The sequence below is a fragment of the Acinetobacter sp. YH12094 genome, from assembly GCF_013419295.1.
In the GTDB taxonomy this organism is placed as follows: domain Bacteria; phylum Pseudomonadota; class Gammaproteobacteria; order Pseudomonadales; family Moraxellaceae; genus Acinetobacter; species Acinetobacter amyesii.
In genome coordinates this window covers 113335-136665 of record NZ_VPAK01000008.1, presented here as the reverse complement: position 1 = coordinate 136665, position 23331 = coordinate 113335, and the positions used below count along the sequence as shown (strand labels likewise).

Below are 23331 nucleotides of genomic sequence, written 5' to 3'. Positions count from 1 at the left end.
TTTTATTGGAAAAGTTATTTTAAGTCTGTAATTCACTATAATTTTTGAATATTCTTTACACTAAAATATCTAAGCATTTTTCATGCAAGTTTACACATTAATTTATATAACGAAATTTCATCACAATTAAATCCAATAAAGTATTCTAAATCAAATACCTATATTTGATTTATACGCTTATCTCGATTTCTATTATTCTTAGCATTTATTCTGTTTTGTTTCTGAAATATTTCCGTCGTATCTATGTGCTCATAATTCAACACTTGATTGTGAACGATATGACTTCCCTATTTAAAAGCTCAAAACTAATTTTTTCTACGCTGACATTCAGCCTATTCAGTAGCTCTATCTTTGCTGCTATTCCTTCGACACTTAAACTGGATTATGCCTACTATGCACCGACCAGTTTAGTGGTGAAGGAACAAAAACTCTTAGAAAAAGCATTACCCAAAACACAAATTAAATGAGTCTTTAGCCAAGGTAGTAATCGCTCACTCGAATATCTCAATAGTGGCAGTGTGGATTTTGCCTCAACGGCAGGACTTGCAGCCGTTTTGAGTCGTACCAATGGCAATCCGATTAAAACTGTATACATCCAGTCACAGCCTGAATGGACGGCATTGCTTGTGGCAAAAAACTCTCCGATTAAAAGTCTGAAAGACCTCAAAGGCAAAAAAATTGCAGCGACCAAAGGAACCGATCCATTCATGTTTACTTTGCAGTCTTTGGAAACAGTCGGCCTCAATAAACGTGATGTGCAATTGGTACATTTACAACATCCTGATGGAAAAACGCTTTAGAACGTGGTCAAGTCGATGCATGGGCGGGATTAGATCCACTCATGGCATCTGCACAAGTACAATCAGGCACGCGTTTGCTTTATCGAAATGTGGGTTTTAACAGCTATAGCGTTTTAAGTACCAAACAACAATTTAGCCAGCAAAGTCCTGAAGCCGTTGAAGCTGTGATTAAAGCCTATGAACAAGCACGACAACGGGCCAAAGCCAATCCAGATAAATTAGCCCAATTATTGGCACGTGAGTCCAAGCTTCCATTGGCTGTTGCCAAGCTCCAGTTGAGTCGTACCAACTTTAATCAAAATATCCCAACAGCTAAACATATTGCTGCTTTAAAGAAATCTGGCACGATTTTGACTGAGGAAGATTTAGTTCGTAAAGGAACCAATGTCAATCAAGTCATTGACCAACTTTTTGATGCACGTTATGCGAAAAAGGTTGTGAAATAACATGTCATCATCACTGACTCAACCCAAAATCGATACGGCGGTTTCGACCGCTTCCGATTCATCAAACCATATAAAACCCAAGTTGATCTTGATTTTAAAAGGTCTTGCTCTACCTGTGGTTTTATTGCTGCTATGTGAAATCTTGATCAAAAATGGTGTTATCGAACCGTATCTACTCCCTGCTCCGAGTAGCCTTTGGCAGTCATTTATAGAGTTATCTGAAGGTGAACTTTGGCAGCATATCTGGACTAGTACTTGGCGGGTATTTTTAGGCTTTTTTATTGGTAGCGGACTTGCTCTGATTTTTGCACTCTTGGTCGGTTTGAACAAACAAGCCGAAGCATTTTTGGAACCTACATTTTCAGCAATTAAATCTATCCCCAGTTTGGCGTGGATTCCCTTACTGCTCTTATGGTTAGGTATTGATGAATCTTCAAAAATCACCCTCATTGCCATAGGTGCTTTTTTCCCGACCTATACCAATACCGTTGCAGCGATTCAAGGTGTAGACCGAAAACTCATTGAAGTTGCACAAGTTTATCGTTTGAAATATTTCAGGCAGATTCGTGAGATTATTTTACCTGCTGCATCGCCCGGTATACTTACAGGCTTACGCAATAGTTTAAGTTTGGCGTGGATGTTTATGATTGCTGCCGAACTGATTGCAGCCACGCAAGGTATTGGCTATTTGCTCAGTGATGGTCGTGAAACCTCACGTCCAGATATCATGATTATCGCCATTATTCTATTGGCACTCTTAGGGAAAATCACCGATAGCCTGATGAAATATCTAGAACAATATCTATTGCGTTGGCGAGATGTGGTGAAGTAAACCTATTTTCTACACTTGCAAATGCACACATACAAACGCTCACATGTGAATTGAAAAACAAAAAAATAAAGCGCATTCGATGCGCTTTATTTTTGACTATTTCTCTAATACCAAATCAATGTTGCCACTGACCTAAGCTGACACGGTCATTGCCACCATAATCTTTTACAGTCCGAACATTTCGATAACCAGCTTGTAAGAACAAATGTCTGACTGCTTCCCCTTGGTCATAACCATGTTCGAGCACCACCCAACCATTCACGGTTAAATGTTTTTTGGCTTGAAGAATGATTTGTTCAAGATCTGCAAGCCCATGATTATCTGCAACCAAAGCACGTTCAGGCTCTGTTGCCAAATCCTTCATGTGTACATCATCAGCATCGATATACGGCGGATTTGACACAATTACATCAAAGAAAGCACGACCAAAGGGTTTCAACCAAGAACCTAAGACAAACTGCACATGTTCAAGATCATGCTTTTTGGCATTAAACTCAGCGACTTCCAATGTAGGTTCGTAAATATCTGAAGCCACAATTGACCAATCTGGACGTTCACTGGCTAATGATAACGCTACAGCACCAGTTCCTGTTCCTAAATCGACCACACGAGCATCTTCAGGAAGTTCTAAACGCAGTACAGTTTCAACAAGTACTTCCGTATCAGGACGTGGCACCAAAGTATCTTTAGTCACTTTTAAGTCTAGCGTCCAAAATGGCTGAGAACCTATGACATAAGCCAAAGGCTCACCCGCAGCAATACGAGTAAGACTGTCGACATACAGTTGTTCTTGTTCTGCCGTCAATTCTTGATCCTTTTTCATGATTAAATCAAAAGAATCAATCTTGGTGATATGCTCTAACAACCACGCATTTTCCTGACGTTCATAACTCTCAGGTTCACCACGATAGGCCAAAGCCTGTGCAATATTCATTAGCCACCATTCTGCTGTGCTAATAACGCCAACTGATCGGCTTGATATTCACGATGCAAACTATCTAGCAATTCAGTCAAATCACCTTCCATCACTGCATCCAACTTATACAGTGTTAGGTTAATACGATGATCAGTCATACGACCTTGTGGATAGTTATAGGTACGAATACGCTCAGAACGGTCACCAGAACCCACCAAGTCACGTCGCATTTCAGACGTCGCGGCATCTGCCGCCGCACGTTTGGCATTTTCTAAACGAGAAACCAACAGCGCCATCGCTTTGGCTTTGTTTTTATGTTGTGAACGTTCGTCCTGACATTCTACAACTGTACCCGTTGGAATATGGGTAATACGTACAGCAGAGTCAGTTTTGTTAATGTGCTGACCACCCGCACCAGATGCACGATAGGTATCAATACGTAATTCTGAAGGATTAATTTCAACACTGGTGTCTACATCAATTTCCGGCAAAATCGCAACAGTACATGCCGAAGTATGAACACGACCTTGTGACTCTGTTGCAGGAACACGCTGTACACGATGTGCACCACTTTCAAATTTCAAACGACCATATACGCCTTCACCATTGATGAGGCAAATCACTTCTTTATAACCGCCGTGTTCGCCGTCATTTTCAGACAACACTTCAATACGCCAACCTTGTGATTCAGCATATTTACTGTACATGCGATACAAGTCACCCGAGAAAATTGCAGCTTCGTCACCACCTGTTCCGGCACGGATTTCTAAATAAGCAGAGTTCGCATCATTCGGATCTTTTGGAATCATCAGAATGTTTAAGTCTGCTTCAAGCTGACCGATCAAAGCTTTATTTTCTTTGATTTCCTCAACGGCCATCTCTTTAAAATCTGGATCCGTCATCATTACTTCAGCAGTCTCAATATCTTCTTCAGCTTGACGGTATTTTTTCCAAACTTCAGTGATTTCAGATAAATCACTATGCTCACGTGACAACTGACGGAAACGTTTGTTGTCTGAAATGACTTCTACATCTGCGAGTAATGCATTTAATTCTTCGTGACGGTCAGAGAGCTGATCTAATCGTAAACGTAACGATTCTTTCATTTTTCAAAAAATCTCAATACACAGGCTCTACCGCTAAACTTTCACGGATATGCCAAAATTCAAAATAATGGCGCTAGTGTACCGATAATGGGTCTGAAATGACATATATATTGTTTTTTGGCCTATCAATGACCCTAAATATCAAAGTGTGAACTTCATCACTCCTACCTTTCTCCACAAAGTCGTACAGATTTTCTGCATTCGACCATTTTTTCACAATATTAATAAAACTTATACAAACTAGACACTCAAATCATCAAATAAAGAGAAAGCTCTCCATATTTATAGCGAATAGTTTTGTTACATTTACTGCCATCGAAATGATTAAGAAAAGTCCTCGCGTTTATGAAGGACATGGAGTGAACTATGAAACTGAATACTCTTTTAATGACAGCCACTCTAGCAACTGCTTCTATGTTCACTGTGTCTGCAAATGCAGATAGTACAACACGCGTTGCTGCAGCTAGTGCATTAGGTAGTGTTGCAGGTACTGCAATTGGTAAAAATATGGGCGGTAATACCGGCGCTACAATTGGTGCCGCTCTTGGTGGTGCTGGTGGTGCTGCGGTAGCAAGTAATAAACGCAACCGTACAGAATCTGCTATCGGCGGTGCTTTAGGTGGTGGTACAGGTTATACTGTTGGTAAAAGCATGGGCGGTACAAACGGTGGTTACATCGGCTCTGCACTAGGTGCTGCTGGTGGTGCTGCTCTAGGTAATAAAATCTCTAAAGATAAAGCTTACGACAAACACCAAGAACGTAAATACAAAAAACGTTACCGTCGTCGTCACTAATTCAAAATTAGTGAGTCCTTATTGAATAGTGAAAATAGCACCTTCGGGTGCTTTTTTATGTATCGCCTTTTTCAAATGATAAATACAACTTTATTTATTGCTCCTGATAAATATTTAGATTTGCCTTCCCTCCAACCAAGTCATCAATCATGTAGAAATAAAGTGCAAAATTTACATTGCAGCAACGGAACACGTATTTTATTTCACATCACGCTCCAAATATTCGCTATGTGTTTTCATATATTGATATCAACAGATAAACATCATGCTTCGTAGGGAGTTTAAAAATGAAAATTAATAAAATTCTATTCAGTGCAGCAATTGCCGCTTCAGCACTTACTATGACTGCAACACATGCAGGTAATAGCACCAATACTGCATTAACATCTGCTTTAGGTGGTGTTGTTGGTGCAGCAATCGGTAACCAAGTTGGCGGCCAAACTGGCGCAATGATTGGTTCAGCAATTGGTGGCGGTGCAGGTGCAGCAGCATCGGCAAACAAACGTGACCGTAATGGTGCCATCATCGGTGGTGCACTTGGTGGCGCAGGTGGTTATACCGTAGGTAAAAACATGGGCGGCACAAACGGTGGTTATATCGGTGCTGCACTTGGTTCAGCTGGTGGTTCTGCACTAGGTAAAAAAGTGTCTGAAGACCGTCGCTATGATGACCGCTACAATGGTCGTTATGATGATCGCTATGACCGTCGTTATAACAACCGTGGCTATCGTACCAATAATTATAGCTACCACGACCGAGGCTACCGTGGAGACAATGGTCGTCACTTAGGTTGGTACAAAAACGGTAAACGTTAATCGATATATTTCAATGAAAAAAAATCAGCACCTTCGGGTGCTTTTTTTGTATATAAAAAAAGTTTAGATATATCTAAAGTTGTCTTTTTACACCGCCCCACAACCATATCGAATTTATTCGATATACATTAGGTATTTTATATCGTATTATTTCGATATAAAGATCTCTGAGAGAAAACATGCGTACTCTAGCCGATACAAAATTTTCAATACTTGAACTCGCACCTGTTCGAGATGATAAAACCATCGAATTTTCGCTCAAACATGCACTCCAGTTAGCACAGAAAGCAGAACAACTTGGCTATGAGCGTCTATGGTTAGCCGAACACCACAATATGGACGGCATCGCAAGTTCTGCAACTGCGGTTTTACTCGGTTATCTCTTAGCAAATACACAATCCATCAAGCTCGGTTCAGGCGGGATTATGTTGCCCAACCATGCGCCTTTAGTTGTCGCTGAACAATTTGGCACACTTGAAACGTTATATCCTGGACGTATTGAACTCGGCTTAGGTCGGGCACCAGGTACCGACCAAACCACCATGCGCGCACTACGCCGTGGCCGTCAGGAAACCGAAGATCAATTTCCACAGGATGTCCTTGAGATATTGCAATACTTTAAAGCACCTGAGCCACAGCAGCGCATCATTGCCACACCGGGACAAAATACACATGTTCCCGTATGGCTGCTAGGTTCAAGTTTATTCAGTGCACAACTCGCTGCACGTTTAGGTCTACCCTATTCTTTTGCTTCTCATTTCGCACCACGCATGCTTGGACAAGCGATTCAGCTCTATCGTGAGAATTTCCAAGCATCCGAATATTTAGATCAACCTTATGTTTCTATGGGCGTACCAACGGTTGTCGCCGAAACTAATGAAGAAGCAGAATATCTGGCAACGAGTGCTTATCAACGCGTTTTAGGTTTAATGCGCGGTCAAAGTTTAAAACTCAAGGCTCCAGTCGACAGTATGCAAGGCTTATGGTCTGCTGCAGAAAAAATGTCTGTTGATAATTTCTACGCTATGGGACAAGTCGGTTCAAATACAACCGTTCGAGCAGGTTTAGAAAACCTACTCACTAAATATGACGTTGATGAATTTATTTTCACCTGCGACATTTACGATACCGATAAGCGCATTGAAAATTTCGAACGTTTAATGCAAATCAAAAATGATCTAGCTTAAGACTCTAAGCTTAATGATTTAATCCAAGCGTTTGATCCGTCTAAAGCCAGAATTGCGATTACGTCTTTTGTGGCTCTTTTAGACGGATACAACCGAGAACAATGCTTTGGCTAACATTTACTAAAGCTACACTTAAAAACCATCATTGCCTCAACGAAATAATTGCTTTACTCATTTTTATTGCTGTATAAATATTAAACATAAGCAAAACAAAGAGAAAAATAAGCAGATGAGCCAATATATTAATAAACCCACACCCGCATTTATCGCAGCAAGTTGGTGTGCACTGATCTTAGGCGCTGTGGTGTTTTGCATAGGTTTATTCAATGCAAATATGATGCTGAATGAAAAAGGCTTTTATCTCATTTTATTGCTCTATGGATTATTTTCATCGGTTTCACTACAAAAAATCATTCGTGACCGTTTAGAAGGAATGCATGTCACTGCAATCTACTTTGGACTCTGCTGGGCATCCGTCATTATTTGCCTCGTACTTCTTGCCATTGGCCTATGGAATGCTGAACTGGCATTAAGTGAAAAAGGGTTTTACATGATGGCTTTCCTAATGAGTTTGTTTGGTGCAGTTGCGGTACAAAAAAATATTCGTGATATGGACTATTTACGTACACGTACAGACCAACTCGAACTTAAGCATTCAACCCCGAGTCAGCTTGACTATAGCTCACAAAATGATGAACCACTTTAAAATTCGCCACATCCATAGTTCTCAGAAGCTGTTCATGCAGGTCGCTTATTGTTTTTTTCGACCTGCTTGAGCAATTCATAAACTTCAATGCAGAAAAAAATTAGCTCACTCCTAGAAATTTACAAATGACAAGGGCCAAGCAAATCAATTCTACACAAATTGCATGACTCTTCAGACTGAAATAACGCTTTACGCCAAGTGGCCCATCACAGAATATATTCTTATCTAAGACTCAACTAAAAAAACAAAAGATAAGGAATAAATATGGCCAACAAGCAGGATGCAACCCACCATATTTTTAATAATCATCTAGAGGATTTTGAACACTTTCGTGGAACGATCATCGGTTCAGAACAGATCAAAGATTATGATTTTAAGAATCAAAAAATCGCAATTATTGGGATAGATCAGCATGTGGTCTCTGAACTACATCATCTATGTCAGGTTGCAGATAACATCATGGTCTATCAAATCAAACCGCAATTTGTCTTACCACGCACCGAACGTCTACTGAATAAATTAATCCAACATCCACTGATTGCAAAAAATCGACGTTTATTTAGCAATCGTATTAAGAGTATTTTGGCGATTCGCTTTTTAGAAGATCAAGTGCCGAACCATTGGTTAAGACATTTACTCAGTCCAAATACCGCAATTCAGAACAAAACCTTCCTAAAATCGGATCATTATTATGCTGCATTACAGCAGCCCAACTGCATCTTAAATACTTGGCCTATTGCGAATATTCAGAATAATTCAATCACGGCTTTAGATGAGCATACGTTTGAGTGTGATGTCATTGTGCGCAGCGAACCTAACCAGCCTAAAGAAAAGTAATTACAATGAAATGATTTTCACATAACATTTACTAAAATTTATCTGATTGATCAAAAATCACAATACCAAAAGCCATCTCTAGCGGCTTTTGGTAGCTCCCCTACTATATTGGATACTTAAATTCGATAAGGCTAAAAATTCTTATAAACTCATAAATGAAAAATAGCTTTATCAGCTCTATTGCATAAATCATGCATCAGCACTACACCTGCAGATAGAGCGAGTTTATAGAGGTGTAATTTTGGAATAATTATGATCAATTCTTCATGAAAACTTTATTTCAAACCAATAATTTTTTCAGTGCTTATTTTTTTTACACAGCTCTATTTACTCCTTAACTGTAAGTTGAAAAATTTATATTGATGCTTATGTTAAACCGATATTTACCTATATTGTTATCTATATTTAATAGGAAAATAACAGATTGAAATCCAGTTTAAATATCAATTTATATCGGAGTTTAGAGCCTGAATGTTATTAATTTGACTATTTTTCACTCACATCAATTAAATAAATGGTGCCATTTCTTTATATTTAGCCCCCAAAAGCAACTGTTTGATTATTTTTTGTTCTATTTTCTGCCTATTTTTTTAGCATTTAAATCAGTATTTTTGAAAAATTGATTAAATATTAAACCATATTAGCTAAATCTTGTATTTATACAACTCATATCAAGTGGATTATTCAGGCTTAATTCATAGATAAAAATACAGCAAAACACGGATTTTTATAAAAGATTTGTGCTGTCAATTTGGCCATATTTTATAAATTTTCAGCCAAAGAAATTCATCGAACTGGTACACAAATGAATGCAAAAATTGCTTAAAATTTAAGTCTAAATATTGAGGAAAATTTTCATCAATATCTTAAATATTTATCATTCATTAAAAGTATGACAAACCAGAAATTAATACTATTTTTATATAATTTATACAGTAATTTATTATCATCAGAAGAGCCACCAAAGTGGCTCAATTTACACTTAACCAATGCGACGCTTCAGTCCGGTCATTTGTAAAACACGTGTTGAAATTTCTTCAATCGACATTTCTGACACGTTTAAGTATTTAATTCCTTCAGAAATATAAATACCTTCAATCGCACGTAGTTCCATTTGGCACTGACTAAAACTTGCATAACGACTATTGGCCTTACGCTCTGAACGAATTGCTACAAGGCGCTCTGCATCAATCATCAAGCCAAATAACTTATGCTTATGTTCACGTAAAACTGCAGGTAAACGGTTGTCATCCAAGTCTTCTTCTGTCAAAGGATAGTTCGCTACACGAATACCAAATTGCAAAGAGAGATAGATTGAAGTTGGTGTTTTACCCGAACGTGATACTCCAATTAAAATCAAATCTGCTTTATCATAATGACGAGTACGTGCCCCATCATCGTTATCTAAAGCAAAATGCACCGCATCAATACGTGCTTTATAAGACTCAGAATCTGTAACTGCATGGGTTTGACCGACTAAAGTCGTAGGAGCTGTACCCAACTCGTCCGACAATTTACTAATAAGCCCTTCAAAAACATCAAGATTTATTGCATTTGCAGTATTAATAATGTCACGTACATACGGGTCTACAAGGGTATCAAACACCAAAGGCTTTTGACCGTCTTGCTGCGCTCTAAGATTGATCTCTGCAACCACATTTGTAGCTGCTTCTTCAGAGGTAATATATGGAATAATATGAATGTCAAAATCTACATGAGGGAACTGGGCTAACAGTGAGTGTCCAAGGGTTTCTGCGGTAATCGCGGTACCATCCGAAACAAAGAAAACACTACGCTGAATCTGTTTACCTTCTGACATTAAAATTCTCCTCCAAAATTTGTCTTAGTGCTATATAATCTTTATAGTAAACCATCTTACATGACTGTCACTTAGTAAATTTAGAATGCTAAGTAATTTGTTATAATTTCATGCCAAGATAGTGATTAATACTGCAAAAGTGGAGTAACAACTTTGGAAGCGCGCGTAATTGGTCTAGAAAAATTAGGGAAACACGACGTAGAACTCGTGGGTGGTAAAAACTCATCATTAGGTGAAATGATCAGCCATCTAGCAAATGCTGGTGTATCTGTTCCTGGTGGTTTTGCTACTACAGCTCAAGCATATCGTGAATTCCTCGAGCAAAGTGGCCTAAACGCTAAAATTAACGCTGAACTTGCTGCACTCAATGTTGACGATGTAAATGCACTTGCTGAAACTGGTGCAAAAATCCGTCAATGGATTGTAGACACTCCGCTTACAGCTGAACTTGAAACAGAAATTCGTGAGGCTTTCACAGCTCTTTCAAACGGCAACCCTGATATCGCGGTTGCCGTTCGCTCATCTGCAACAGCAGAAGACTTACCAGATGCTTCATTTGCTGGCCAACAAGAAACTTTCTTGAACATCCGTGGTATCGACAACGTCCTTATTGCGATTAAAGAAGTATTTGCTTCACTTTATAACGACCGCGCAATTTCTTACCGTGTACACCAAAACTTCGCACATGACGTTGTTGCGTTATCTGCTGGTGTTCAACGTATGGTTCGCTCTGAAACAGGTGCTGCTGGTGTAATGTTTACACTAGATACAGAATCTGGTTTCCGCGACGCAGTTTTCATCACAGCTTCTTATGGCTTGGGTGAAATGGTTGTACAAGGTGCAGTTAACCCTGACGAATTCTATGTATCTAAACCACTTTTAAATGCAGGAAAACACGCTGTATTACGTCGTAACCTTGGCTCTAAACACCAAAAAATGATTTATGGTGAAGAAGGCGCTGCAGGTAAGTCAGTAGTTGTTGTAGACGTTGAAAAAGCAGATCGCCAACAATTCGCTTTAAATGACCACGAACTTCAAGAACTTGCTAAACAAGCATTGATCATTGAAAACCATTACGGTTCAGCAATGGACATCGAATGGGCGAAAGATGGCGATGATGGCCAAATCTATATCGTTCAAGCACGTCCTGAAACTGTGAAGAGCCGCCAAAACGTGGGCACAATGGAGCGTTACCTGCTTAAGCAAAAAGGTAATGTGATTTGTGAAGGTCGTTCAATCGGTCAACGTATTGGTTCTGGTCGCGTTCGTATCGTGACTTCGATCAAAGAAATGGACAAAGTTCAAGACGGCGACGTACTTGTATCTGACATGACTGACCCAGATTGGGAACCAGTAATGAAACGTGCAGCTGCGATTGTCACTAACCGTGGTGGCCGTACTTGTCACGCTGCGATTATTGCACGTGAGCTTGGTGTTCCTGCAATTGTAGGTTGTGGTAATGCGACTGAAGTATTGACTGACGGTCAAGAAGTGACTGTTTCTTGTGCTGAAGGTGACACAGGCTTTATTTACGAAGGTGCTTTGGACTTTGAAATCCAACGCAATTCTATCGAATCTATGCCTAAACTTCCGTTCAAAATTATGATGAACGTAGGTAACCCTGACCGCGCATTTGACTTTGCTCAAATTCCTAACGAAGGTGTTGGTCTTGCTCGTCTTGAGTTCATCATCAACCGTATGATCGGCGTACATCCTAAAGCATTGCTTAATATTGACAGCCTACCACGTGAAACTCGTGCTGCTGTAATGTCACGTACTGCGGGTTATGCATCTCCTATCGAATTCTATGTTGAAAAACTAGTTGAAGGTATTTCTACACTTGCTGCAGCGTTTGCTGACAAACCAGTGATTGTTCGTATGTCTGACTTTAAGTCAAACGAATATGCAAACTTAATCGGTGGTAAGTTATACGAACCTGAAGAAGAAAACCCAATGCTTGGCTTCCGTGGTGCAAGCCGTTATGTGTCTGACAATTTCCGTGACTGCTTCGAACTTGAATGCCGCGCACTGAAAAAAGCACGTGACGAAATGGGCTTAACTAACATTCAAATCATGATTCCTTTCGTACGTACTGTTGCTGAAGCGAAACGTGTTATTGAATTGTTAGCGCTTAACGGTCTTAAACGTGGTGAAAACGGTCTTAAAGTGATCATGATGTGTGAACTTCCAACTAACGCATTATTGGCTGAACAGTTCCTTGAACACTTCGACGGTTTCTCTATCGGTTCTAACGACTTAACTCAGTTAACACTCGGTCTAGACCGTGACTCTGGTATCGTTTCTCACCTATTTGATGAACGTGATCCAGCCGTTAAAGCACTTCTTTCTATGGCAATCCATGCTTGTCGTAAAGCTGGCAAATACGTAGGTATTTGTGGTCAAGGCCCTTCAGATCACCCTGACCTAGCTAAATGGTTAATGGAACAAGGCATTGAGTCTGTTTCGCTTAACCCAGACTCAGTATTAGACACTTGGTTCTTCCTTTCTGAAGAAAAAGCTCAACAAGCTTAATAAACTGTGTTAAAAAAAGACCCACATGTGGGTCTTTTTTTTTATTTATACTTTTACAGACGTTTTTTGAGATTTTAGTTTTATGCAGATTTACTTGGCACGAAATAACCAACAAGCTGGTCCCTATACCTTAGAACAACTTAACCAAATGCTCGCGAGCCAACAAGTGTTACTCACGGACTTGGTTTGGCACCAAGGTATGACCGAATGGAAAGCTTTGGGTGAACTCACTCAAGGTCAGTTGGTTTATATGCCTGCAGGTTATATAGCACCGACAGCATTCGAATCAAATCAAACTACAACTACGCCATCAAATACCTACACACAACCTCAGGCTGTACAATTGCAAACTAGCCTAGCAAGTATTCCTAAACGTGTTTTGGCTAAGATCGTTGATTTACTGCTTTGGATACCGGCAACTTTTATCTTAACGGCATTTTTTAATCCAAGTGAAAAGACACAATTTGCCAATCTAAATGAACAGTTTATGCAAGCTGTGATGACCCCAAATGCTGACCCTAATGTTTTACAAGCACTACAAACACAAATGGTTGAGATGTTTCCCAACCAAGCTTGGATTGCAATGTTTGCTTACCTCTTCATTATGCTTTTCATTCAAGCGTATTTGATTGCTAAATCTGGTCAAAGTATTGGTAAAAAAATCACCAAAATTAAAATCGTAGATGCCGAAACTAGCCAACCTGTCAACCTCATGCGTGGCTTCACTTTACGTAGTGTTTTATTTATTTTTCTGAACTTTTTATCGATGCCTTTAAGCGCAATCATTGATTCCGTTTTTATTTTCGGCAAAAAGCGTCAAACTTTGCATGACAAGTTAGCAAAAACCAAGGTAATAAACCAATAACTTTCACTTTTATTGAGGGATGAATTTCTCATCCCTTTTTTGTGCATTACATTGAAATTAAAATAAAATTCAGATAAAAAAAACACAATCCCGACCAACAAAATAGGGTTTTAATACAGTCATTTAAAGCATCTTTATGTATAGCTTAGTTTGCCGATATCAGGCATAATGCCCTACAACGTAGCGGTGTCACATCATTGTGAACTTTTTTTCATATCTGAAAAATCACAATCATGCGACACTTTATTCGCTATCCCAATTTTAAAAATTAGGGAATGGGACTCTTCACCGAGGTTGTAAAATGAGACAAACAATTTTAGCTGTATTGTCTTTATCTGCGATCGCTGCACTCTTAACTGGGTGTGGTGGTGATATGGTACTTCTAAACTCAAAAGGTCCAGTTGCTGAAGGTCAGTCAAACCTCATGCTTACTGCGATCTACCTAATGTTGTTGGTAGTTATTCCATCAGCACTTATGGCTCTTTGGTTTGGTTGGAAATATCGCGCGTCAAATAAAGATGCAGACTATGCACCTACTTGGGCACACTCGACTGCAATTGAAGTTGTAGTTTGGGGTATTCCCGTAATTATTATCGCTATTTTAGCTTGGTTAACTTGGTGGGGTTCCCACAAGTATGACCCTTACCGTCCACTCGAGTCAGATAAAGCTCCTTTAACTGTTCAAGTTATTGCTGAACAATTTAAATGGATCTTCATCTACCCTGAACAAGGCATCGCGACTGTAAACGAGATCCGCTTCCCTGAGAAAACTCCTGTAAGCCTTCGTTTAACATCTAACTTCACAATGAACTCATTTTTCATTCCGGCGTTAGGTGGTCAGATTTATGCTATGGCAGGTATGCAAACTCACTTGAACTTATTAGCTGATGAAACTAGTCCTGCTGAAGGCTTCCGTGGTTTCTCTTCTAACTATTCAGGTTATGGCTTCTCACAAATGCGCTTCCGTGCACATGCTGTGACTGATGCTCAGTTTGCTGAATGGGTTTCTGCTGTTAAAGCTGGTAATGGTTCTTCAGTTAATCCTGAAGCGGTTCAAAAAACTGTTTTAGACCAAGCTGAATTTGCAACCTTACGTGACGGCAACCGTTCTAAACACCAGATCGAAGTTTTAGTTGCCAAAGCAACTACTCCTGAAGAGAAGGCTCTAGCTGAAGCAATGAAGCCTTACCCTACTAAGCCACACCCAGTGACTTACTATTCTTCAGTTGAACCTAAATTGTTCGAATCAGTGATTAACAAATACATGAGCAACTACCACGGTGCTGATCATACAGCTACTGTTGGACACGAAGCTGCTGCTTCTGAAGCTCATGCAGGCGTTGAACATGCGACTGTTGCAGGGGAATAAGACATGAGCTTATTAGGTAAGTTAGGACCAGATGCAATTCCACACGACCCAATCGTGTTGGTTACTGTTGCAATGATGATCCTTGGCGGTATCGCAATTGTTGCTGGTATCACCTACTTTAAAAAATGGGGCTACTTGTGGAACGAATGGTTCACATCTGTAGACCATAAAAAAATTGGTATCATGTATATCCTCGTGTCAATTGTCATGCTTGTGCGTGGTTTTGCCGATGCGATTATGATGCGTCTTCAACTGTTCCTTGCAAAAGGTGGCGGTGAAGGTTACTTACACCCAGAACACTATGACCAGATCTTTACTGCCCATGGCGTAATCATGATCTTCTTCGTAGCAATGGGTCTAGTTGTTGGTTTAATGAACGTTGCTGTACCACTTCAAATTGGTGCACGTGACGTAGCATTCCCATTATTAAACTCTCTTAGCTTCTGGTTATTCGCCGGCGCTGCGGGCTTGATGATGGCTTCTCTTGCAATTGGTGAATTCGCTGCAACAGGTTGGATGGCTTACCCTCCACTTTCTGGCATCGAATACTCTCCAGGTGTAGGTGTAGACTACTATATCTGGGCACTTCAGGTTTCTGGTCTAGGTACGCTTCTTACTGGTGTTAACTTCTTCGTTACCATCATCAAAATGCGTGCGCCTGGCATGAAACTTATGGACATGCCTATTTTCACTTGGACTGCATTAGTTACTGTAGTGCTTATCGTTGCAACATTCCCAGTTTTGACTGCGACTATTGCAATGCTTTCACTTGACCGTTACTTCGGCTTCCATTTCTTTACAAATGACATGGGTGGTAGCCCAATGTTGTATGTAAACTTGATTTGGACTTGGGGTCACCCGGAAGTTTACATCTTGGTATTACCAGCTTTTGGTATTTACTCAGAAGTTACTGCTGTGTTCTCACGCAAAGCGTTGTTCGGCTACAAATCTATGGTGTACGCAACTGTAGCAATTGGTGTTCTTTCACTAGTTGTATGGGTTCACCACTTCTTTACAATGGGTGCTGGTGCCAACGTTAACGCGTTCTTCGGTATCATGACCATGATCATTGCGATCCCTACTGGTGTGAAAATCTTCTCTTGGTTATTCACCATGTACAAGGGCCGCATCACCTATACAACTCCAATGCTTTGGACACTTGGCTTCCTTGTGACTTTCGGTATTGGTGGTTTAACAGGCGTATTAATGGCAGTTCCACCAGCTGACTTCTTAGTACACAACTCTTTATTCCTTATCGCTCACTTCCATAACGTAATTATTGGTGGTGTAGTGTTCGCGATGTTCGCGGGTATCATTTTCTACTGGCCAAAAATGTTTGGTTGGAAATTGAATGAAACTTGGGGTAAAGCAGCGTTCTGGTTCTGGTTCTTCGGTTTCTACTTTGCATTCATGCCACTTTATATCCTTGGTTTCATGGGTATGACTCGTCGTTTGAATACATATGACAACCCTGAATGGGATCCGTACTTAGCGATCGCTTTATTTGGTTCTGTATTGGTTGCTATCGGTATCTTCTGTTTTGTTATGCAAATCGTTGTTGGTTTCCTTCAACGCAAAGACAACATGGACGTTACTGGCGATATCTGGGATGGTCGTACTCTTGAGTGGGCTACTTCATCTCCTTCACCATTCTATAACTTTGCTTATCTTCCAAAGATCAATGGTATTGATACTTTCTGGACTGACAAAGAAAATGGTGTTGCTTACGCTAAGCCAACTACATACGAAGACATCCATATGCCTACAAACCGTGCGGCAGGTTTCGTAATTGCAATGTTTATTACAGTTATGGGCTTCGCATTAATCTGGCATATCTGGTGGTTAGTCGTTGTAACTTTCATTGCTTCAATTATCAGCTTCATCGTTTCTTCTTTCACAAAGAAAGTGGACTACTATGTTCCAGCTGCAGAAGTTGAACGTATTGAAAATGAACGCTACGCGCTTCTTGAAAAACATTTGAAGAAGGACTAAGACAATGGCTGAAGTACTTCATCACGACAACCACGGACATGACGAACATCATCATCACGATGATACTGACATCACTGTCTTTGGTTTCTGGACTTACTTGATGAGTGACTTGGTTCTTTTCGGGACACTCTTCATCGCGTTCGCTGTATTAAGTAGCCACGTTCCAGTGGGTACGCCAAGTGCACAAGAGCTGTTTGGTGAATCTTTAGGTTTCGTTTTAACTGAAACTTTCGCCCTTCTTATCTCTTCTGTAACTTTTGGTTTTGCTGTTCTTGCAGCATACAAGAAAAATGTTGGTCAAGTTTTAACTTGGTTAGCAGTTACTTGGGTATTTGGTGCAGCCTTCATTGGCATGGAACTTTATGAGTTCAATCATTTAGTTCATGCTGGTCATGGCCCAAGCACAAGTGCGTTCTTATCTGCGTTCTTTACTTTAGTTGGTACGCACGGTATTCACGTAACTTCTGGTTTGGTATGGATGCTTGTGTTGATGTTCCAAATCAAGAAATATGGTTTGACACTTCCAAACACTCGTCGTCTTGCTTGCCTAAGCTTGTTCTGGCACTTCCTTGACATCGTTTGGATCTGCGTATTCAGCGTTGTTTACTTGATGGGAGTTATCTAATGAGTCACGATCATAACTCTGCTGGTGCAGCTCACGGTAACGTTAAACAATATACAATCGGTTTTATCCTTTCTGTTCTACTTACCGTAATTCCATTCGGTATGGTAATGGCAGGTGGTTTTAGCCGTGGTCTATTGGTTGCCGTAATCGCGATTACTGCGGTTGCTCAGGTTCTTATTCAGTTAGTTTACTTCCTGCATATGAACTCTTCTTCAGAGCAACGCTGGAACGTGATTGCATTTGTTTATACAATCCTCACAATTGCTATCCTTTTAGTAGGTTCTGTGTGGATTATGAACTACCTTCACTTCAACATGATGATCTAAACTGGTCGTCATGCTGAAAAAGTATTTATTCCTGACTAAACCAGGAATTCTCTTTGGTAACTTTGTTACCGCTTTGGGTGGCTACTTTGTAGCTGCCCAAGGTTCTGTAGATTTCCTTCTGTTGCTTCTTACCCTCTTAGGTACCCTCTTTGTGGTCGCTTCTGGATGTGTTGTCAATAACGTTATTGACCAAGACATCGACTCAAAAATGCAACGCACACAAAATCGTGCGATGGTTAAAAAATCAATCTCGATTCCTGTTGCTTTAGTTTTTGCTTTAGTTTTAGGTGTATTTGGTTTTAGCATTTTATGGTTCTGGGTAAATGCTTACGCTTTTCTTTTTGCTGTTATTGGTTTTGTCGTATACGTTGGTTTTTACAGCTTATGGACAAAACGAACAACAATCCATCAAACCATTATCGGCAGTCTTTCTGGCGCAGCGCCACCTGTAATCGGGTATACGGCTGTTGCAAACCAGTTTGATTTAGGTGCATTACTGATTTTTATTGGTTATGCATTTTGGCAAATGCCTCATTCTTGGGGAATTGCAGTTTACCGATTTGATGACTACAAAAATGCAGGAATTCCAATTTTACCTGTAGCACGTTCAATTCACCGTACCAAGGTTGAATCTTTGGTTTACGTGATTTTGTTCTGCATCACCATGAACGGTTTATACTTTTATGGTTATGCCAATTGGATTTATATGATTGTCCTGAATGCCTTAAGTCTGTATTGGATTTATCTGACCATTCAAGGATTCAAAGCTGAAGATGATCAAATTTGGGCAAAACAATATTTCATGTTTTCAGTCAAATTGATCACAGTGATTAGTTTAATTTTTAGTTTTACTTCCACTGCCCCTCTGAAGCCAATTGTATTTTTTTAAAGAAGATAGAGTTTTACTCTATCTTTTTTTATTTCTAGGCATCTTCAATGCAAAGCAAAAATTTAAGTCGAAATACTGCTATACATACTAAAACTGTTTTAACGCTGATTCTCCCTATATCCACCCATGTACAATAGATTTCAGACAAGTACAAAAATATTTCATATTCGTATTAGCATTCAAATCGATATCTACAATCAAATATGACAAAAGATCTTTAATTTAAATCAAATTTATATCATTACAACGTCTATATGATCGTAACTCATCAAATACAAGATAAGCTCCCCGCAATTAAAAACATATCTCCTATTTTACAATCTGCATCCGATTCTAGCTGTGTATTAAAGATAGTCATTAAACCACAAAATAATTAAGCCTTTTTAGGTGTATGCCTTGTATTTCAAACCTAAACGCTCTAAAATTCACGCTTCGCAAACTTTGCGACACAACTTTAGTTGTGACTCCTTGCTTCAATCAATTAATGATTGGGGCTGCCTAAACCGTAAGGAGCTGACAATGCGTCACTACGAAATCGTACTATTGGTACATCCAGACCAAAGCGATCAAGTTGTGGGTATGGTAGAACGTTACCTAACTCACATCAAAGAAGCTGAAGGTCAAATCCACCGTCTTGAAGACTGGGGTCGTCGTCAATTGGCTTACCCAATCAACAAGATACACAAAGCTCACTACATTCTTATGAATGTTGAGTGTGGTCAAACTACTCTTGATGAGCTAGAAGAATTGTTCCGTTATAACGATGCAATCATTCGTAGCCTTATCATCCGTCGTGAAAACGCTATCACTGAAGAGTCACTATTGGCTAAGAGTGCTGAAGAAAAACGTGCGCGTAAAGCTCAACGTGAAGAAGCACAACAAGCTCAAGACTCTGCTGAAGCATAAGGAGAACATAACATGGCACGTTTTTACCGTCGTCGCAAGTTCTGCCGCTTTACAGCTGAGAACGTTACGTACATCGACTACAAAGATATCGACACTTTAAAACAGTACATCACTGAAAACGGCAAGATTGTTCCTAGCCGTATTACAGGTACTAAAGCTCGTTACCAACGTCAATTAGCGCTAGCTATTAAACAAGCTCGCTACTTGTCTTTGATCCCTTACACTGACAATCATAAGTGAGGTTGAGCTGTGGATATTATCTTATTACAACGCATTAAAAACCTTGGTAAATTAGGCGATAAAGTTTCAGTTAAAGCTGGTTACGGCCGTAACTTCCTTATCCCTCAAGGTAAAGCAGTTGCTGCTACTGAAGCTAACACTGCTGCATTTGAAGCTCGTCGTGCTGAACTTGAGAAACAAGAAGCTGAAGTATTAGCTGCTGCTCAAGCACGTGCTGACCAATTGAACGAAGTTAACATCGTAATCACTGCTAAAGCTGGTGACGAAGGTAAACTATTCGGTTCTATCGGTACTCGTGACATCGCTGACGCGTTAACTAATGCTGGTCTTGTTGTAGACCGCGCAGAAGTTCGTTTACCAAATGGTGCGCTTCGCAACACTGGTGAATTCAACATTGCAATCCAATTGCATCATGATGTTGTTGCAGAAGTTCTAGTTACTATCGTAGCTGAGTAATTTCTTGCAAAGAAAAGAGCATGCTTACGCATGCTCTTTTTTTATCTGTAAAAAATAGTGCTCCAACTTTTTTACATTTTCAACTCTTCATTCAATTCAATGTGTGATGAATTAATCGGAAATACTTGTTCGCATTTCTGTAGAAAACGCCTATCATTTCAGTTCAATGAAGAGTTGAAAAAACTGTAATTAGCACCCATTTCCATCACATTAAATGGTTTCAGCATCAGGGATTTTTATGTCACAGGCGAATGCCATCAAGCCAAACTCTACGCCAACAGCAAAAACCACAGAACAAAGTTCGTTGAAAGAGTTTCGTACCCCACCCCATAACCTTGCGATTGAACAAGCCGTGCTTGCTGCACTGATGACCGTTGCAGAATCTTTTGAGCAAGTGGGTGATGTACTGACTGAAGCTGATTTTTATGCGACCCGTCATAAATATATTTTCCGTGCCATCGATCAACTGTCAAAAGATAGCTCACCTTATGATGCGGTCTTGGTCAATGACTGGCTGATTAAACAAAACTTGCTCGATGCTGCTGGTGGCGAAGAATATCTGATGCAACTCATGTCAGATTCACCTTCAAGTTTCTATAACCTTGAAACGTATGCTGCAAAAATTAAAGAATTTTCCACTTTACGCAGCATGATTAAAGTCAGCTCAGAAATTTTACAAAATGCCTATGACACCAAAGGTCGTACGGTCAGTGAAATTTTAGATCTCGCAGAAACCAATATTTTCTCGATTGCCGAGCAACACAACAACAACGCCAAAGCACAAGGCCCTAAAGCTATTAACTCTGTCGTTGCTAGTGTTTTTGATAAGTTGAATGAACTTTCACAAACTGAAGGCAGTATCACGGGTTTAACCACTGGATTTGTTGAACTAGATAATAAAACCTCAGGTATGCAAGCAGGCGATTTGATTATTGTGGCGGCCCGTCCATCGATGGGTAAAACCACTTTTGCCATGAACTTGGTTGAAAGTGTACTGTTTAATAATAACCTGCCCGCTCTAGTTTACTCTATGGAGATGCCCGCGGACTCGATTGCGATGCGTTTGATATCCTCGTTCGGTCGTGTACACCAAGGACATTTACGTTCAGGTAAAATGGATGCTGATGAATGGTCAAAAGTGACCAGTACTATTGTGCATCTACAAGAAAAGAATTTGTATATCGATGACTCATCTGCACTACCGCCAACGGAAGTACGTGCCCGTGCTCGACGAATTGCAAAAATGCATGGCGGTAAACTCGGGTGTATCATGGTTGATTACTTGCAGCTTATGAAAGTACCCGGTATGGGTGATAACCGTGTTGGCGAGATCTCGGAAATTTCCCGAAGCTTAAAAGCACTGGCTAAAGAAATGCACTGCCCAGTAATTGCACTGTCACAGTTGAACCGATCACTGGAAAACCGTCCTAATAAACGCCCAGTGATGTCCGACTTACGTGAATCGGGTGCGATCGAGCAGGATGCCGATTTGATCATGTTTATTTACCGCGACGAGGTTTATAACAAAGAGTCTAAAGAAGCAGGTACTGCAGAAATTATTATTGGTAAACAGCGTAACGGTCCAATTGGTACTGTGCGTCTTGCCTTCGAAGGTCAATACACCAAATTTAGTAACCTCTCCCCTGAGTTTTATGCTCAGTATGATGATGAAGAGTAAAGACTCTTTATCATCCATTAATTCATCGACCCTGTAGGAGTATTTAGGGTGCGCCAAGCTACAGTTTATATTGATCAACAAGCACTTCAATATAATTTAAACCGTGTCAAACAACTTGCCCCAACCGCTAAAATTGTAAGCATGGTAAAAGCCAATGCTTATGGACATGGAGTTAAAGACTGCTTAGCAGCCTTAAAAGACAGTGATGCCTTCGGTGTTGCCTGCCTAGAAGAAGCTTTAGAAATTCGAGAGTTGGGTTATGAACAGCCTATTACCTTGATTGAAGGCATTTTCTCAGATGATGAAATGCAAATTGTCATCGATAAAAAAATTGAATGTGTGGTGCATCATCAGCAACAACTAGATTGGTTACGTGCGCATAAAGATGCCTATATCGCTCAAGGTCTAAAAGTTTGGGTCAAACTCAACAGCGGTATGAACCGTTTAGGCTTTAAAGTGTCTGAAATTATTGATGTCATCAATGCATTAAAGGCGGAAGGTTTTACTTGCGTACTGACTATGCATTTTGCCAATGCTGACGCAGAAAATCATCCACTAAATGACCAACAACGTGAACAATTTTTACACGTAAAAGAAGCCTGTGCGCCAATCATGGGTTCGTGCTGTAACTCAGCTGCAATTTTCAAATGGCCAGAACTGAATTTTGATTTTGTTCGCCCAGGCATCATGCTATATGGCGCAACACCTTTTTCAGATCGTTCTGTAGAAGTGTTAGATCTTAAACCGGTGATGACGTTTACCGCTGAAGTCATAGCTCTAAATACCATTCAAGCTGGTGAATCTGTGGGTTATGGATCGACTTTTGTTGCAGAGCAAGAAATGAATCTTGCGATTGTCTCGATTGGTTATGGGGACGGATATCCACGTGCCTTCCCTAAACAAAACTATGTATCTATTCAAGGACAGAAAACACGTGTGATTGGTCGTGTTGCCATGGATATGATTGCGATTGATATCACTGGTATGAATGCACCAATAGGCACTGAAGTTGAGCTTTGGGGTAAAGACCGTTTAGTTGATGACGTTGCAGAAGCGAACGGAACCATTGGCTATGAATTATTATGCCGTATGAGCACGCGCCCTGTACGTAAATTAGCTTAATTAGCCAAATCAAAAAGCCCAGATCAAATCTGGGCTTTTTTTATCTCGCTTTTTTTATTCGCTTTTTAAATT

At 40.1% G+C, this 23331-nt stretch carries 21 protein-coding genes and 1 pseudogene; 19 read left to right on the top strand and 3 right to left on the bottom strand.

All coding sequences use genetic code 11. The features are described 5' to 3' along the window. Positions 1-278 precede the first annotated feature (278 nt). Together FTU34_RS08465 and FTU34_RS08460 are read left to right on the top strand one after the other, a co-directional pair. Positions 279-1246 (top strand): annotated as a pseudogene (locus tag FTU34_RS08465) (aliphatic sulfonate ABC transporter substrate-binding protein). 70 nt (positions 1247-1316) lie between these two features. Then, entirely contained in the window at positions 1317-2078 is a 762-nt protein-coding gene (locus tag FTU34_RS08460) for an ABC transporter permease (RefSeq protein ID WP_373686490.1), read from the top strand. Positions 2079-2193: 115 nt separating this feature from the next. Here FTU34_RS08460 and prmC read toward each other — a convergent pair whose 3' ends face one another. Beyond that, on the bottom strand, positions 2194-3012 hold the full coding sequence (gene prmC / locus FTU34_RS08455) for a peptide chain release factor N(5)-glutamine methyltransferase (protein WP_180035268.1): 819 nt from the start codon (positions 3010-3012) through the stop codon (positions 2194-2196). Beyond that, positions 3012-4100, bottom strand: a complete 1089-nt coding sequence (gene prfA / locus FTU34_RS08450; RefSeq protein WP_078188570.1) for a peptide chain release factor 1 — start codon at positions 4098-4100, stop codon at positions 3012-3014. The genes prmC and prfA overlap by 1 nt, the downstream gene beginning before the upstream one ends. Before the next feature lie 366 nt (positions 4101-4466). On the opposite strand from prfA, the gene FTU34_RS08445 reads away from it, so the two are divergent. The 5 genes from FTU34_RS08445 (at position 4467) to FTU34_RS08425 (ending at position 8440) form a co-directional block, all read left to right on the top strand. Next, on the top strand, positions 4467-4895 hold the full coding sequence (locus tag FTU34_RS08445) for a glycine zipper domain-containing protein (RefSeq protein WP_078193959.1): 429 nt from the start codon (positions 4467-4469) through the stop codon (positions 4893-4895). A 287-nt stretch (positions 4896-5182) separates the two neighbouring features. Then, complete coding sequence (locus tag FTU34_RS08440) at positions 5183-5710, top strand: hypothetical protein (protein ID WP_111884284.1); 528 nt, start codon at positions 5183-5185, stop codon at positions 5708-5710. Positions 5711-5889: 179 nt separating this feature from the next. Continuing rightward, a complete protein-coding gene (locus FTU34_RS08435; protein ID WP_180035269.1) occupies positions 5890-6897 on the top strand; it encodes an LLM class flavin-dependent oxidoreductase in 1008 nt (335 codons plus the stop codon). A gap of 229 nt (positions 6898-7126) precedes the next feature. Next, positions 7127-7603: an inner membrane protein YiaA gene (gene yiaA / locus FTU34_RS08430; RefSeq protein WP_180035270.1), complete on the top strand. Its 477-nt coding sequence runs from the start codon at positions 7127-7129 to the stop codon at positions 7601-7603. A 264-nt stretch (positions 7604-7867) separates the two neighbouring features. Continuing rightward, entirely contained in the window at positions 7868-8440 is a 573-nt protein-coding gene (locus FTU34_RS08425) for a flavoprotein (protein WP_111884282.1), read from the top strand. Positions 8441-9422: 982 nt separating this feature from the next. Here FTU34_RS08425 and FTU34_RS08420 read toward each other — a convergent pair. Beyond that, complete coding sequence (locus FTU34_RS08420; protein ID WP_078193964.1) at positions 9423-10259, bottom strand: pyruvate, water dikinase regulatory protein; 837 nt, start codon at positions 10257-10259, stop codon at positions 9423-9425. Between the two features lie 153 nt (positions 10260-10412). On the opposite strand from FTU34_RS08420, the gene ppsA reads away from it, so the two are divergent. The 12 genes from ppsA to alr all read left to right on the top strand — a co-directional run bounded on the left by ppsA (position 10413) and on the right by alr (position 23259). Beyond that, complete coding sequence (gene ppsA / locus FTU34_RS08415; protein WP_111884281.1) at positions 10413-12791, top strand: phosphoenolpyruvate synthase; 2379 nt, start codon at positions 10413-10415, stop codon at positions 12789-12791. Positions 12792-12873: 82 nt separating this feature from the next. Then, on the top strand, positions 12874-13656 hold the full coding sequence (locus FTU34_RS08410; protein ID WP_078193966.1) for an RDD family protein: 783 nt from the start codon (positions 12874-12876) through the stop codon (positions 13654-13656). 301 nt (positions 13657-13957) lie between these two features. After that, positions 13958-15025 carry a ubiquinol oxidase subunit II gene (gene cyoA, locus FTU34_RS08405; protein ID WP_078193967.1) on the top strand — a complete coding sequence of 356 codons (1068 nt, stop codon included), beginning with the start codon at positions 13958-13960 and terminating at the stop codon, positions 15023-15025. A 3-nt stretch (positions 15026-15028) separates the two neighbouring features. Then, a complete protein-coding gene (gene cyoB, locus FTU34_RS08400) occupies positions 15029-17017 on the top strand; it encodes a cytochrome o ubiquinol oxidase subunit I (protein WP_078193968.1) in 1989 nt (662 codons plus the stop codon). A 4-nt stretch (positions 17018-17021) separates the two neighbouring features. Continuing rightward, the gene (gene cyoC / locus FTU34_RS08395) at positions 17022-17642 is read left to right on the top strand and encodes a cytochrome o ubiquinol oxidase subunit III (RefSeq protein ID WP_078188581.1); all 621 of its coding nucleotides are present in this window, start codon (positions 17022-17024) and stop codon (positions 17640-17642) included. Beyond that, positions 17642-17968 (top strand): cytochrome o ubiquinol oxidase subunit IV, encoded by a 327-nt coding sequence (locus FTU34_RS08390; RefSeq protein WP_078188582.1) that lies wholly within the window; start codon positions 17642-17644, stop codon positions 17966-17968. Before cyoC ends, FTU34_RS08390 begins: the two co-directional genes overlap by 1 nt. Positions 17969-17978: 10 nt before the next feature. After that, the gene (cyoE, locus tag FTU34_RS08385) at positions 17979-18857 is read left to right on the top strand and encodes a heme o synthase (RefSeq protein ID WP_180035271.1); all 879 of its coding nucleotides are present in this window, start codon (positions 17979-17981) and stop codon (positions 18855-18857) included. Between the two features lie 519 nt (positions 18858-19376). Continuing rightward, on the top strand, positions 19377-19763 hold the full coding sequence (rpsF, locus tag FTU34_RS08380; protein ID WP_004696436.1) for a 30S ribosomal protein S6: 387 nt from the start codon (positions 19377-19379) through the stop codon (positions 19761-19763). 12 nt (positions 19764-19775) lie between these two features. Beyond that, positions 19776-20003 carry a 30S ribosomal protein S18 gene (gene rpsR / locus FTU34_RS08375; protein ID WP_004278792.1) on the top strand — a complete coding sequence of 76 codons (228 nt, stop codon included), beginning with the start codon at positions 19776-19778 and terminating at the stop codon, positions 20001-20003. Positions 20004-20012: 9 nt separating this feature from the next. Continuing rightward, on the top strand, positions 20013-20459 hold the full coding sequence (rplI, locus tag FTU34_RS08370; protein ID WP_078188585.1) for a 50S ribosomal protein L9: 447 nt from the start codon (positions 20013-20015) through the stop codon (positions 20457-20459). Positions 20460-20697: 238 nt separating this feature from the next. Beyond that, positions 20698-22137 carry a replicative DNA helicase gene (gene dnaB / locus FTU34_RS08365; protein ID WP_180035272.1) on the top strand — a complete coding sequence of 480 codons (1440 nt, stop codon included), beginning with the start codon at positions 20698-20700 and terminating at the stop codon, positions 22135-22137. A 48-nt stretch (positions 22138-22185) separates the two neighbouring features. Further along, positions 22186-23259, top strand: coding sequence for an alanine racemase (gene alr / locus FTU34_RS08360; protein WP_180035273.1), 1074 nt, complete (start codon positions 22186-22188; stop codon positions 23257-23259). Positions 23260-23331: the final 72 nt, after the last annotated feature.